Source organism: Streptomyces sp. NPDC006476, from assembly GCF_040612015.1.
Classification (GTDB): Bacteria; Actinomycetota; Actinomycetes; order Streptomycetales; family Streptomycetaceae; genus Streptomyces; species Streptomyces griseorubiginosus_B.
Genome location: NZ_JBEXPK010000042.1, coordinates 40,098 through 54,035, shown reverse-complemented (window position 1 = coordinate 54,035; position 13,938 = coordinate 40,098). Strand labels below are relative to the sequence as shown.

Sequence of the window (13,938 nt, the reverse complement as noted above, 5' to 3'; positions counted from 1 at the left end):
CGGGTGTGGCCGGCTGTGGCTACCGTTCCTTGGTCTCCTCCAGCACCGTCCGTCCGAGCAGGGCGTACCGCTCGGGGGACCGTCGTTTGAGGTACTGGGCGTAGCCGACACCGGTCGCCGCGACCAGGGCGACCAGCCACGGTGTCGCCTTCAGCAGCGGCGAGCCGGACTCCGAGCCGGCCGCGACGCTCATGTTGGAGACCAGGAGCAGCACCACCGCGAGCATCGCGACGCCGCCGACGAGTGGTGCGGTGAAGGTCCTGAACCAGTGCCGGCTCTCGGGGTGGTGGCCGCGGAAGTAGACCAGCACCGCGAACGAGCACACCGCCTGCACGATCAGGATCGCCATGGTGCCGAGGATGGCGAGCAGGACGTAGAGGGCGTTGGCAGGGTCCTTGCTCGTGAGCCAGAACCCGACGATCAGCACCGCGCTCACCCCCGTCTGCACCAGGCCCGCGATGTGCGGGGAGCCGTGCCGGGCATGGGTGCGGCCGACGGTGTTCCGCAGTGCGGGGAGCACGCCTTCGCGGCCCAGGGCGTACATGTAGCGGGAGGCGCAGTTGTGGAAGGCCATACCGCAGGCGAGCGAGCCCGTGATCATCAGCCACTGCATGAGGTCGACCGCCCAGTGGCCGACGTAGCGCTCGGTGGGGTTGAAGAACAGTGCGAGCGGGTTCGCCGACGAGGCGACCTTGACGGCTTCCGTCTCTCCGTTGCCGATGATGGCCATCCAGGAGACGAAGACGTAGAAGACACCGACGCCCAGCACGCTGATCATCGTCGCCTTGGGGATGATCTTCTTCGGGTCGCGGGACTCCTCGCCGTACATCGCCGTCGATTCGAAGCCGACCCACGACCAGAAGGCGAAGAACAGACCGAGTCCCGCGGACGTGCCCTTGAACGCGTTGACCGGGTTGACCGGGCCGAAGGTGAAGCCGTGCGGGCCGCCGCCGTGCAGCGCGACCGAGATCGCCATCGCCGCGAGCACGGTCACCTCGGTGCCGAGCAGGACCACGAGGAGCTTCTCGGCGACCGAGACGCCGAACCAGGTGCCCGTCGCGTTGACGGCGAGCATCACCAGCGCGAACGCCCACCACGGGATGTCAAGTCCCGTCTGATCCTTGAGGGTTCCGGTGGCGAAGGTCGAGAAGATGCCGATCAGCGCCGGCTCGAACACGGCGTAGGCGAAGGTCGCGAGCAGCCCCGACGCCAGCCCCGCGGTGCGGCCGAGGCCGTAGGAGATGAAGCCGTAGAAGGCGCCGGTGGAGGTGATGTGCTGGGCCATCGAGGTGAAGCCGACGGAAAAGATTGCCAGGACGACCATTGCGACCACGTAACTGGCCGGTGCGCCGATGCCGTTGCCGGACGACACCATGAAGGGCACGTTGCCGGTCATCGCGGTGATCGGCGCGGCGGTCGCGACGGCCATGAAGACCACGCCCAGGAGGCCCACGGCGTTGGGTTTCAGTCGGTGAACCGTCTCCGTGCCGGCCGTCTTCGCCGTCGGGGCGAGTCCTTCGTCCACTGCCATCGGGTGGCCTCTCTCCTGGTGGTCCATAGCTGTGCTGGACCGGAACTCTGCAGCCCGAATGAGTCGCGCAAGGGCGTCCTAGCATTAAATGTTTGTCAATCAGACCTTTAGAAATCCGGCCGCAACACACGGCCCGTACGGTCGCCGCCATGAGCTACACGTCCACCCTCGGCGGTCACCGCTTCCGTTTCGACTCGCTCGCCCGGCTGCTGGCCGCGGCGAGCCCCGAACGCTCCGGTGACCGCCTCGCAGGAATCGCCGCCGCGAGCGCCCAGGAGCGGGTCGCGGCGCGCTGGGCCCTGGCGGAGGTGCCGCTGGCGACCTTCCTGACCCGGCCGGTGATCCCGTACGAGACCGACGATGTGACCCGGCTGATCCTCGACACGCACGACGCGGCCGCCTTCGCACCGGTGGCCGGCCTGACGGTCGGCGAGTTCCGCGACTGGCTGCTGGCGGCCGACGGCCCGGCGCTCACGGCGCTGGCGCCGGGGCTGACACCGGAGATGGTCGCGGCGGTGTCCAAACTGATGGGGAACGCGGACCTGGTGTCCGTCGCCCGCAGGACACGGGTGGTGACGGCGTTCCGGTCGACGATCGGGCTGCCGGGGCGGCTGGCGACACGGCTGCAGCCGAACCACCCCACCGACGACCCGGCGGGCGTGGCCGCGGCTCTCCTCGACGGTCTGCTGCTGGGCTCCGGTGACGCGGTGCTCGGCATCAACCCGGCGACGGACAGCCCGAAGGCCGTACGGGACCTGCTGGAGCTGCTCGACGGGGTGATCCGCCGTTACGCCATCCCCACCCAGTCCTGCGTGCTGTGCCACGTCACGACGAGCGTGGACCTGATGGAGCGCGGCGCCCCGGTGGACCTCGTCTTCCAGTCCGTCGCCGGCACGCAGAAGGCGAACGCGGCGTTCGGCGTGACGCTCGACCTGCTGGACGAGGCGTACGAGGCGGCCCGGGCGCTCGGCCGGGGGACGGTCGGCGACAACGTCATGTACTTCGAGACGGGACAGGGCAGCGCCCTGTCGGCGGACGCGCACCACGGGGTGGACCAGCAGACGGTGGAGGCGAGGGCGTACGCGGTCGCGCGCCGGTACCGGCCGCTGCTGGTGAACACGGTGGTCGGCTTCATCGGCCCGGAGTACCTGTACGACGGCCGGCAGATCCTCCGGGCCGCGCTGGAGGACCACTTCTGCGGCAAGCTCCTCGGCCTGCCGATGGGCCTGGACATCTGCTACACCAACCACGCGGACGCCGATGACGACGACGTCGCCACCATGCTCACCATGCTCGGCGTCGCGGGCGCGTCCTTCGTGATCTGCACACCGGGCGGCGACGACATCATGCTCAACTACCAGTCGGCCTCCTACCACGACGCGTTGTACCTCCGGGAGGTGCTCGGCCTGCGCCCGGCGCCGGAGTTCGAGACCTGGCTGGAGTCGACCGGGCTGCTGGACGAGCGGGGCCGGATCCGTGAGGTGACCTCGCATCCGCTGACGGCGATCGGAAGGGAACTGGCGGCATGACGGACACCCAGGCGGCGGTGTCCGCCGACGATCCGCCCCTGTGGGCCGCGATGCGGCGGCACACCCAAGCACGCATCGGACTGGGCCGGGCGGGTTCCGGGTTGCCCACCGTGCATCGCCTGGAACTCCAGACCGCGCACGCCGCGGCCCGGGACGCGGTGCACTCGCCCTTCGAGCCGGAGGTGGTCGCGGCCGGGCTGAGCGGGACGCCGACGGTACGGGTGCGCAGCGCGGCGCGCGACCGGCTGACCTATCTGCAGCGCCCCGACCTGGGCCGCCGGCTGCAGGCCGTGGACCGCGCGCATCTGCCGACCGGCGACTGGGACGTGGTGTTCGTGGTGGCGGACGGGCTGTCCAGCAGGGCGGTGCACGAGCACGCGGCCGCGATGGTGCGGGAGACGTCGGCGCGGCTGACCGGGTGGAGCATCGCACCGGTGGTCCTGGCCGAACAGGCCCGGGTGGCCCTCGGTGACGACGTCGCGTCCGCGATGGGGGCGACGATGGTCGTGGTCCTCGTCGGTGAACGGCCCGGCATGTCGGCGGCCGACTCCCTGGGCGCCTATCTGACCCACCGGCCGGTCCCGGGCGTGACGACGGACGCCGACCGGAACTGTCTGAGCAACATCCGGCCGCCCTCAGGGCTCACCTACGAGACGGCGGCGGGGAAGCTGGCGGGGCTCATGGAGCGGGGTCGGGCGCTGGGGCTGACGGGGGTGGGCCTCAAGGACGAGACCGATGAAGGCGGCGCAGTCGACCGGCCGTCCTGAGTGGTGAGTGGCCGCCCGTCTCCGGCTTTCGGGTTCCCCCTACCGAGACGCCGGCACCGTAAGCCCCCAGGCCCCCTCCCACACCGTCCACGTCCGCCTGCGCACCGGCCCCCACACGCCCGCGTCCGCCCGGTAGCGGAAGTCCGCCCCGGAGACGCTCACCGTGCGGCCCCGGGCCAGGAGCGGTGAGGCCTCCGCGCCCACCGACAGGGGGCGGACCTCCACCTCGGCCACCCCGCAGGCGCCCGGGGTCACCGACACCGTCTCCACCGGCTGGTCCAGGTCCACCAGCGTGACGCCGTCGACCTCGACGCGCAGACGGGCCGGCCGGGGTGCCGGGAGCGTGGTCTCGCGGGCCGGGACCAGGGTCCGTACCAGCGACTGGGCCGTACGCAGCCAGGGGCGCCCCTCCTCGACGACCGGCTCCCGCTGGACCACCGAGGGAATCCGCAGCGCGCCCAGGACCACACCGTCGCTGTCGTCCACCAGGAGGTCCAGCCGGCGCTCGGCCCCGTCCAGGACCGCCCGCGCCGCCGCCACCGTCCCCATGGGCACCCCCAGCGCCCCGGCCACCGTCAGCGCGGCCCCCACCGGCACCATCGACAGCGCACATCCGGCCAGTTCCCGCCGCCGGTGCAGCACGGACACCGCACGCACCAGAGCCCGGTCGTCACCCACCACCACCGGCCGTCGCGAGCCCCGCCTGATCAGCGCCCGGGCGAACTCCTCCGGTCCCTCCGGCAGACAGACCTTTGTCTGCGCACCCGCGCTGAGCACGTCTTTCGCGATGCGTACCGACTCCCCGTCCGTCCGGCGGGCCGCCGGATCGATCACCACCAGCAGCTGGTCGGAACTCGCCTCGGAAGTCGCGGAAGTCGCCACCTCGGTCCTGCCTCGCTTCCTCGGGTAGCATCTTTGTGCAAGAGCCCCTTGCGCTATTGCGCCAGGGGCTTCGTCTATTCCGGGGCCATCCGGTCCGACGGTTCGCGGCCAACGATGCTCGCGGCCGGTCGTGGTGCACGCGGCGGGAAACCCTACGCGTACGCCCCTGACCTTGGACATGCCCCGCCCGGAAGGGGTGTACGCGCGTGCCCGCACTTGTGCTGCTCGGTGCTCAGTGGGGTGACGAAGGCAAGGGAAAGGCGACGGACCTGCTAGGCGGCTCCGTCGACTACGTGGTGCGCTACCAGGGCGGCAACAACGCCGGCCACACGGTGGTCGTGGGCGATCAGAAGTACGCCCTTCACCTGCTCCCTTCCGGGATCCTCTCGCCGGGGTGCACCCCGGTCATCGGCAACGGTGTCGTCGTCGACCCGTCGGTCCTGCTCTCCGAGCTGAGCGGACTGAACGCCCGCGGCGTCGACACGTCCAAGCTCCTGATCAGTGGCAACGCCCACATCATCACGCCGTACAACGTCACGGTGGACAAGGTGACGGAACGCTTCCTCGGAAAGCGGAAGATCGGCACCACCGGACGCGGCATCGGCCCGACCTACGCGGACAAGATCAACCGCGTCGGCATCCGGGTCCAGGACCTCTACGACGAGTCGATCCTCACCCAGAAGGTCGAGGCGGCGCTCGACGTCAAGAACCAGATGCTCACCAAGCTGTACAACCGGCGCGCGATCGCCGTCGACCAGGTGGTCGGGGAGCTGCTGGAGTACGCCGACAAGCTCAGGCCGTACGTCGCCGACACCGTACTGGTCCTCAACCAGGCGCTGGAGGAGAACAAGGTCGTGCTCTTCGAGGGCGGCCAGGGCACGCTCCTGGACATCGACCACGGCACGTATCCGTTCGTGACGTCCTCGAACCCGACCGCGGGCGGTGCCTGCACCGGCGCCGGCGTCGGGCCGACGAAGATCAGCCGGGTCATCGGCATCCTCAAGGCGTACACGACCCGTGTCGGCTCGGGTCCCTTCCCGACCGAGCTGTTCGACGCGGACGGCGAGGCGCTGCGCCGCATCGGCGGCGAGCGGGGCGTGACGACCGGTCGTGACCGGCGCTGCGGCTGGTTCGACGCGGTCATCGCCCGCTACGCCACCCGCGTCAACGGCCTGACCGACTTCTTCCTCACCAAGCTCGACGTCCTCACCGGCTGGGACGAGATCCCGGTCTGTGTCGCCTACGAGATCGACGGCCGGCGCGTCGAGGAACTCCCCTACTCCCAGACCGACTTCCACCACGCCAAGCCGGTCTACGAGTACCTCCCGGGCTGGAACGAGGACATCACCAAGGCCAAGTCGTTCTCCGACCTGCCGAAGAACGCCCAGAACTACGTGAAGGCGCTGGAGGAGATGTCGGGCGCGCCGATCTCCGCGATCGGCGTGGGCCCGGGCCGGGACGAGACGATCGAGATCAACTCGTTCCTTTAGGCCCCTTTTGTATGTGGTCAGTTGGGCCGGTCATGGACTTCCTTGACCGGCCCATGGCTTGCTCCTGGTTCCGTACGGAAGTGACGGGGCGCAACCATCTACGCGGGTAGTCCCGCCGCCGCGCCCTCTCCAGTCCCTCCGTTCCCAGGAGCCCGTATGCCCGCAAGTCCGCTCAACCGCCGGGAGTTCGTGAAGAAGTCGGCCGTCACCGGGGCCGCCGTCGCCGCCGCGGGAGCGGTCGGCAGCGGTACCGCGCAGGCCGCCGAGCGCGCGCCCGAGCAGCACCGGAAGACCTGGTCGTTCTCCATCCTGGGCACCACCGACCTGCACAGCCACGTCTTCGACTGGGACTACTACAAGGACGCGGCCTACAGCGACAAGGCCGGCAACTCCGTCGGTGTCGCCCGCGTCGCCACGCTCATCAAGCAGCAGCGTGAGGCCAAGGGCGAGGAGCACGTCCTGCTCGTCGACGCTGGTGACATCATCCAGGGGACCTCGCTCGCGTACTACTTCGCGCGGGTCGACCCGATCACCGGCAAGGACGGCAAGAAGGGGCCCAAGCACCCCATGGCCGTCGCCATGAACCACATGCGCTACGACGCCGCCGCCCTCGGCAACCACGAGTTCAACTACGGCATCGAGACGCTCCGCAAGTTCGAGAAGCAGTGTCACTTCCCGCTGCTCGGCGCGAACGCCCTCGACGCGAAGACCCTGCGGCCGGCCTTCCACCCGTACACCGTCAAGCGCATCTGCGTCCCCGGCGCCCCCGACATCAAGGTCGGCATCCTCGGCCTGACCAACCCCGGTATCGCGCTGTGGGACAAGGACAACGTCAGCGGGAAGATGGTCTTCCCGGGGCTCGTCGAGCAGGCGAAGAAGTACGTGCCGCGGCTGCGCGCGCTGGGCTGTGACGTGGTCTTCCTGACCGACCACTCGGGCCTGGACGGCAGTTCCTCCTACGGCGACGAACTGCCCTACGTCGAGAACGCCTCCAACCTCGTCGCCGAGCAGGTCCCCGGCATCGACGCGATCCTGGTCGGCCACACCCACGTCGAGGTCCCCTCCTACACCGTCAAGAACGCGGAGACCGGCGAGGACGTCCTGCTCTCCGAGCCGTACTGCTGGGGCTACCGGCTCAGCGTCTTCGACTTCGAGGTCGAGCTGGAGCACGGCCGCTGGAAGGTCACCTCCAAGACGGCGCAGACCCTCAACCCCAACACGGTGGACGAGGACCCGGAGATCAAGAAGCTCCTCCAGGCCGACCACCAGCTGGTCGTGAAGTACGTCAACACCCCGGTCGGCACCTGCACCGAGGACCTCTCGGCGGCGGAGTCCTGCTGGAAGGACGTACCGATCATGGACTTCATCCACCAGGTCCAGACGGCCACGGTGAAGGGGGGCCTGTCGACGTCCGATGCGGCCCTCCCGCTGATCTCGGTCGCCGCGCCCTTCTCCCGCACGGCCGACATCCCCGCGGGCAGCGTCACGATCAAGGACATCGCCGGGCTCTACATCTACGACAACACCCTCTACGGCAAGAAGCTCACCGGCGCCCAGCTGAAGGACTACTTGGAGTACGCGGCGAAGTACTACCACCTGGTCCCGTCCGGCACGAAGGTCGACACCGCGACGCTGACCAACGCCAACAACTTCTGGGACTACATGTACGACACGGCGGCGGGCGTCTCGTACGACATCGACATCGCCCAGCCCGAGGGCTCCCGCATCAAGAACCTCACCTACAACGGCACGGCGGTCGCCGACGACCAGGTCTTCGTCGTGGCCGTCAACAACTACCGCGCCAACGGCGGCTCGGGCTACCCGCACATCGCCTCGGCGGACATCGCGTACAGCTCCACGAACGAGATCCGCCAGCTGATGATCGACTACGTGACGTCCAAGGGCGCCCTGAACCCGGCGGACTTCGCGGTGACGAACTGGCGCCTGACGCAGGACGGGACGCCGGTGTTCTGACCACCCCGTGAGCCTCCCGGGCCGCCGGGGGGCTCACCCCGCTGCGGGGATGACGGCCGTGAACGGCGAAAAAGGGGACGGCAGTTCGAGCCTTCCCGTCTACGATCACTCCGACCAGTCCGACTCCACAGCGGAGGTGGGGCTCCGGGCCAGGACGCGGACGGCAGGCTCCACTTCCTGGAAGGGACCACATGCGCCCCAGGCGTTCCCTGCGCGTCTCACTTCTCGCCCTGCTGACCAGCGGAGTGACCTTGTTCGCGGCGGCCACGGCCACGGCCGACACCCCGTACAAGGACCCGCTCCAGGCGGTCAGTTCGTCAGGTTTCGGCCTGACGTGGCACCCGGTCACACCCGCGACCACCGCCAACCTCGACTCCAAGCTGAACAACGTGGGTGTGACCGAGGTTCTCAACAGCGCCAACCACTCCACCCGCTCCTGCGATGCGGCGGAAGCGGAGACCCTGCCGACGCAGCCCACCGCGAGCACCAGTTTCTGCTGGGACACCGGTGACGCCACCACGGAGGACTGGCACCCGCAGTCCATCACCAGCTCCGGCGACGCGGACGACGACGGTGCCTGGGGCACCAACAAGCTCCTGCTGTCGGCCTGGAGCTACGTCGGCCCCACGGACGAGAGCACGGGCCACCTGCACAACACGGTCCGGGTGGCCTTCATCGACTACAACAACCCCTCGGCGCCCAAGTACCGCTGGGTGCTTCTGGTCACCCCGACCTCCGGCGGCGAGAACTACCACGCGGTCCAGGCGCACGCCGGCGGCATCGCCTGGTACGGCGACAAACTGTTCGTCTCCGGCCAGGAGGGCAGCAACAACGGGCTGTACGTGTTCAGCATGAGCCACATCCTCCAGGCGTCGGTGAACGGCACCACCGTCGGCAAGGTGGACGGCGGGTACTCGGCATGGGGCTACCAGTACGTCATGCCCGCCATCGGCTCCTACGGCTACGACACCACCTGCACCGGGGGCCAGAACACCGGTACGCCCTGCTTCGACAGCATCTCCCTCGACCGCAGCAGCGTCCCGAACAGCCTGGTCACCGCCGAGTACCTCAACAACGGGACCAAGGCCCGGCTGGTCCGCTACGACTTCGGCAGCGACTACCTGCTCGGCAACAGCTCCGCGGGGGGTGCGGGGACGGAGGTCGGCGCGCACGAGGCGTTCCAGAGCGGCGTGGGCAACATCCAGGGCGTCCTAGCGCACAACAGGACCTGGTACGTCGTCCACGCGTCGAACACCTCGGGAGTGCACGGGCACCTGTGGGGACAGACCACCAGCAGCTCCACACCCACCTGTGGCGGCACGTACCAGTGCTGGGCGGAGCACGGGGAGGCCCTGTCGCTGTGGTGGAACACCGGCCAGGTCTGGTCACTGACCGAATGGCCGGGTCTGCGCACGGTGTTCGCGGTACCGCTCAGCTCGCTGCCGTAGCCGGCCGCTCCTCAGGCCTGCGCGGGCGATCGTTGCATTTCGGGCATAGGGTGGAGTTGTGCACGTGTGTGCGTCGATCAGAAGAAGGTGAGTGCGATGCGCGTACTGCTCAAGGCGTCCATGAACACGGAGAAGACGAACGAGGCCATCCGGAACGGCACCCTGACCAAGCTGGTCCAGGAGTCCATCGAGCACGTCAAGCCCGAGGCGGCCTACTTCACCACCGACCACGGCAAGCGCACCATGTTCCTGGTCTTCGACATGCAGGACAGCGCGCAGATGCCGGCGATCGCCGAGCCGTTCTTCCTCGACATGGAAGCCGAGATCAGCTACACCCCGGTCATGAACGCCGAGGACCTGAAGCGGGGCCTGGCGCAGCTCGGCTGAGCCTCAGCTGAAGACGATCATCGACCCCTGCGCCAGACTCCGCGTCGCCGCCGCGTGCAGGCCGAGCCACACGTGCCGCTCCCGGGCGAAGGGGCTGGGGTCGTACGGCGCCGGGACGGCCGGCTCCTCCAACTCCGTGGGGGCGCGTGGCGGTTCCGGCGCCGCAGGGGGGTTGGCGGGGTCGATGCCGATGGCCGGGGCGACGTACTCCAGCTCGCGGAGCAGGGCCTGGGAGGAGCCCAGGGGGCCGCCGCCGGCCAGCAGGTCGTCGTTGGAGAGCGGGTGCGGGAAGTCGACCGGGACGTAGGCGCCGGCGTGGTCGTAGTGCCACACCAGGTGCGACTGCTGGGCCGTCGACTCGAACATCTCCAGCAACTGCTCGTAGTCGCCGCCCAGTTCGTCGACGGGCGTCATCGGCAGCCCGCAGACCTGCAGCAGATAGACACGGCGCAGGAAGTGCAGGGCGTCGTAGTCGAAGCCGGCCACCGGGGCGACCTCGCCGGACAGGCCCGGCATGTACTGGTACACCGGAACCGGGGGGAGCCCGGCCGCGGCGAGCACGCTGTTGTACTGCGCGAGTTCGTCGGCGAAGGGATTGTCGGGGGTGTGGCACAACACGTCGACGAGCGGTACCAGCCACAGGTCACAGGCCAAAGAGGGCTCCCTAGCGAGGTGGTCAGTCATGGCAGGGTAGTCGGTGCGGCTCGGGGAGTGCCCCGTTCGGACAGTTCGGCTCAGGTCAGCTCCCCTTGTGCAGGTCCCATACCCAGACGCCGTCCACCCACTTCCCGCCATGGCCGACCAGTTCGGTGACGGCCGTGCGCAGGGCGCCGTCGTTGGGCTGCGGGGCCACCACCAGCGCTCCCGCCTTCCAGAAGGCGAAGTCGCGCCGGGCCTGGGCCCGCCAGTTCTTGCCGATCGTGGGGATCTGCCCGCTGTAGCGGACGTCACGGAGCATGTTGGAGGTGTAGCGGGGGGAGGCGGTGTAGATGCCGATACGGTCCGGGCCGTAGGGGCCGTTGAAGTAGCCGCCGGGCATTCTGAAGCCGAGCCCCGCCTCGACCTGCCAGTGCAGCTGCTCGGCGTACCCGGAGTCGGGCAGCGGGACGATCACCAGGGACTCGTCCCTGCCCACGTACGCCTTCCACGCCCCGTCGGTGAAGAAGGCCGGTGTCTGCGGGCGCTCCACCGCCTTGAGCGGGGCCGGGATCAGCGGGATCAGGGCGAGGCTGATCCCGAGCAGACCGATGTACTGCGTGCCGATCTTCTTCGTCGCCGCCAGCCGTTCCAGCGCCAGGGCGAGCAGCATGCCGAGCACGGGCGCGCAGATCATCGCGACCCGGCCCTCGATCACCGACTCGAACAGCGGCATCTTGGCCAGTAGCGCCCACGGGCCCGGATAGACGTCGTCCGTCATCGGGATGCGGATCTTCGGGCCGAGGGAGAGAAGCGCCGCGCCGACCGCGGTGAACGCCAGCACCCTGACCAGGGCCCGCTCCCACAGTCGTACGACGATCGCGAACGCCACCAGGACCAGCGGCCAGCCGTAGAAGGCGTTCTGCTCGGTCGGGTTCAGGGAGAGGGAGTTCGCCCGCAGCTCGTCGCCCGCGACCAGCGAGCGCTCCGCGAAGGACAGGAGGGAGAGTGGGCTGTTGCCCGCGTTGTCGCCGTGCAGGATGCTCTTGTAGCTCTGTGGACCGGCGAACTGCCAGGTCAGCGCATAGGCGACCAGAGGGAGACAGACCGCGCCCGCGATCGCCAGTCCCTTCAGCAGCGGCCGCCAGGCGGCCCGGGCCACATCCGGCCGGGCGACGGCGTAGGCGCCCGCGAACAGGAGCATGCCGAGCGCCGCGAGCAGCAGGGGCTCCTCGCCGAGGAAGATCTGGTACGTCGCCATCAGGCCCAGCACCACGCCGTCCCGCCCGACCCGGGTGCCCTCGCACAGACGCAGGGCGCGCTCCACGATCAGCGGGATCATGAACAGGATCACGAAGTTGGGGTGCGCGTTGGCGTGGCTGATCATGGGCGGCGCGAAGGCGGCCAGTGAGGCGCCGACGAAGGCCGCGGGGCGGTGCCGTACGACCCGCTTCACGATCAGCCGGTACCAGGCGACCGCGGTCGCGGCGAGGCCCAGGGCCATGCAGACGCTGAGGGAGACCGCCGGGCCGGCCAGCAGGGTCAGGGGCGCGAAGGGGACGGTGAGGCCCAGCATGACCGTGTTGGCCATGAGGTTGACGCCGTCGGGGAAGCCCTGCAGGTCGGAGAAGAACGGGTTGTCCAGGTGGGCGAGGTTGTGGGCGGTGACCGCGAAGAACCACTCCCACTGGTTCTGGTCCTGGAGGGAGTCGGGGAGATAGCGGTGGTTCGGGTCGAAGAGACGGCCCGAGTACAGGGCGGCCGACATCAGCAGGAAGACGAGGGTGACGAACAGGTCCGCCGGGCGCACCGTGCGGGCGCGCAGCCGGGCCAGTTCGGTCAGGACCCGGGCGTAGTCGAGGGTGCGGACCTTGGAGCCGGGCTGGTGGGACCAGCGGACGGGTACCTCGGCGATCCGCCAGTCGGCGCGGTGGAAGTGGCGCAGGACCTCGACGTCGATGCCCCAGCCGTTGAGCCGGGAGGCGGCGAAGGCCTCGCGGACCCGGTCGCCGTCGAAGAGCTTGAAGCCGCACTGGGTGTCCCGTATCCCCGGCACGGCGATCCGGCGTATGAGTAAGTTTCCGGCGCGGCCGAGGAGTTCACGTATGCGGTGCTGGCGGCCCTCGATCGTGGCGCCGGGCACGGAACGGGAGCCGATCGCCGCCGAGCCGCCCTCGCCGAGCGCCTTGTCGAGCTGCTCCAGCTCCTCTATCGGCGCCGCCAGGTCGGCGTCCGTGACCAGCACCCGCCGGCCGCGGGTGGCGGCGACCCCCAGGCGCAGGGCGTTGCCCTTGCCGCGGTTGCGGGGGCTGGTGACCAGCTGGATCCGGGGGTCCTGGCGGGCGGTGACCAGCGCGCCGGTGCCGTCGGTGGATCCGTCGTCGGCGACGACGACCTCCCACGTGCCCCAGCGGCCCTCGTTGTCGCGCAGATAGCCGGTGACCGCGTCCAGGGTGGGGCCGAGCCGCAGTTCCTCGTTGAAGGCCGGTATGACGACGGAGAGGTTCACCGGCGGGCCGACGGGGAGGCCGACGGCCTCCGTGTCCAGGGCGCTCACCGGTCGGCCAGCCCCTCGATGAGGGCCAGCGCGTGGTCGTTGTACCCGGCGACGATCGACCGCGCCGCCTTGGTGTCCCGGCGGGCGAGGGCGTCGACCAGATCGGTGTGGCCGGACCACAGGGCGCCGCGCAGGTCCTTCAGCCGCCGTAGATGCTGCACCGCGCACACCCAGGACTGCACGCGCAGCCGGTGCAGGAAGTCGGCGAGATAGGGGTTGCCGAACATGACGCCGAGCTCGTGCCAGAAGCGCAGGTCATAACCGATCAGCACGGTGAGGTCACCGGCCAGCGAGGCCCGCCGCGCCTCCTCGCCGCGCCGCCGCACCCCGGCGAGGGAGGCGTTGGCGCGAGCGTCGTCGGGGGGTGGGAGCCGGTCGGCGCCGGTCTCCAGGGCGTGGAACATGCCGTCGGTGATCAGGCTGCGGGCCTCGACGATGCCCCGGAAGTCGGCGGTCGAGTACTCGTGGACGTGGAAGCCGCGGTGCTGGTCGGCGTCGAGCAGCCCCTGCGCGGACAGGTCGACCAGCGCCTCGCGCACGGGGGTCGCGGAGACGCCGTACTGCTCGGCGATCTCCTTGACGGTGAACTCCTGGCCCGGTTGGAGCCGGCCCGCCAGCACCTCGTCGCGAAGCGCGTCGGCGATCTGCTGCCGCAGGGTGCTGCGGGTCACGGAGCCGTTGCCGCTGCTGCCGGGCATGGTCGGGGCGTCTCCTCGAAAACGTCGGGTGGCGTACTC

General features: G+C 69.7%; 11 protein-coding genes. 6 read left to right on the top strand and 5 right to left on the bottom strand.

Annotated features, from left to right (window positions below; translation table 11 throughout):
* Positions 1-19: 19 nt before the first annotated feature.
* Positions 20-1,531 (bottom strand): APC family permease, encoded by a 1,512-nt coding sequence (locus tag ABZZ74_RS35685; protein ID WP_356772175.1) that lies wholly within the window; start codon positions 1,529-1,531, stop codon positions 20-22.
* A 149-nt stretch (positions 1,532-1,680) separates the two neighbouring features.
* On the opposite strand from ABZZ74_RS35685, the gene ABZZ74_RS35680 reads away from it, so the two are divergent.
* Together ABZZ74_RS35680 and eutC are read left to right on the top strand one after the other, a co-directional pair.
* Positions 1,681-3,060, top strand: coding sequence for an ethanolamine ammonia-lyase subunit EutB (locus ABZZ74_RS35680; protein WP_356772173.1), 1,380 nt, complete (start codon positions 1,681-1,683; stop codon positions 3,058-3,060).
* The gene (gene eutC, locus ABZZ74_RS35675) at positions 3,057-3,827 is read left to right on the top strand and encodes an ethanolamine ammonia-lyase subunit EutC (RefSeq protein ID WP_356772171.1); all 771 of its coding nucleotides are present in this window, start codon (positions 3,057-3,059) and stop codon (positions 3,825-3,827) included. The genes ABZZ74_RS35680 and eutC overlap by 4 nt, the downstream gene beginning before the upstream one ends.
* A 39-nt stretch (positions 3,828-3,866) precedes the next feature.
* Here the strand turns inward: eutC and ABZZ74_RS35670 are convergent, their stop codons facing one another.
* Positions 3,867-4,709, bottom strand: coding sequence for a diacylglycerol kinase (locus ABZZ74_RS35670; protein ID WP_356772169.1), 843 nt, complete (start codon positions 4,707-4,709; stop codon positions 3,867-3,869).
* 206 nt (positions 4,710-4,915) lie between these two features.
* Between ABZZ74_RS35670 and ABZZ74_RS35665 the strand changes: the two genes are divergently transcribed.
* The 4 genes from ABZZ74_RS35665 to ABZZ74_RS35650 all read left to right on the top strand — a co-directional run bounded on the left by ABZZ74_RS35665 (position 4,916) and on the right by ABZZ74_RS35650 (position 10,008).
* Positions 4,916-6,199, top strand: coding sequence for an adenylosuccinate synthase (locus tag ABZZ74_RS35665; RefSeq protein WP_356772167.1), 1,284 nt, complete (start codon positions 4,916-4,918; stop codon positions 6,197-6,199).
* A gap of 156 nt (positions 6,200-6,355) precedes the next feature.
* Positions 6,356-8,173: a 5'-nucleotidase C-terminal domain-containing protein gene (locus tag ABZZ74_RS35660; protein WP_356772165.1), complete on the top strand. Its 1,818-nt coding sequence runs from the start codon at positions 6,356-6,358 to the stop codon at positions 8,171-8,173.
* 191 nt (positions 8,174-8,364) lie between these two features.
* Positions 8,365-9,621, top strand: coding sequence for a hypothetical protein (locus tag ABZZ74_RS35655; protein WP_356772163.1), 1,257 nt, complete (start codon positions 8,365-8,367; stop codon positions 9,619-9,621).
* A 96-nt stretch (positions 9,622-9,717) separates the two neighbouring features.
* Positions 9,718-10,008: a DUF3303 family protein gene (locus ABZZ74_RS35650; protein WP_356772161.1), complete on the top strand. Its 291-nt coding sequence runs from the start codon at positions 9,718-9,720 to the stop codon at positions 10,006-10,008.
* 3 nt (positions 10,009-10,011) lie between these two features.
* Here the strand turns inward: ABZZ74_RS35650 and ABZZ74_RS35645 are convergent, their stop codons facing one another.
* From ABZZ74_RS35645 to ABZZ74_RS35635, 3 genes are all read right to left on the bottom strand, one after another.
* A complete protein-coding gene (locus ABZZ74_RS35645) occupies positions 10,012-10,662 on the bottom strand; it encodes a hypothetical protein (RefSeq protein ID WP_208781117.1) in 651 nt (216 codons plus the stop codon).
* Positions 10,663-10,747: 85 nt separating this feature from the next.
* Positions 10,748-13,201, bottom strand: coding sequence for a dolichyl-phosphate beta-glucosyltransferase (locus ABZZ74_RS35640; RefSeq protein ID WP_356772159.1), 2,454 nt, complete (start codon positions 13,199-13,201; stop codon positions 10,748-10,750).
* Entirely contained in the window at positions 13,198-13,899 is a 702-nt protein-coding gene (locus ABZZ74_RS35635) for a GntR family transcriptional regulator (RefSeq protein ID WP_356772157.1), read from the bottom strand. The genes ABZZ74_RS35640 and ABZZ74_RS35635 overlap by 4 nt, the downstream gene beginning before the upstream one ends.
* Positions 13,900-13,938: the final 39 nt, after the last annotated feature.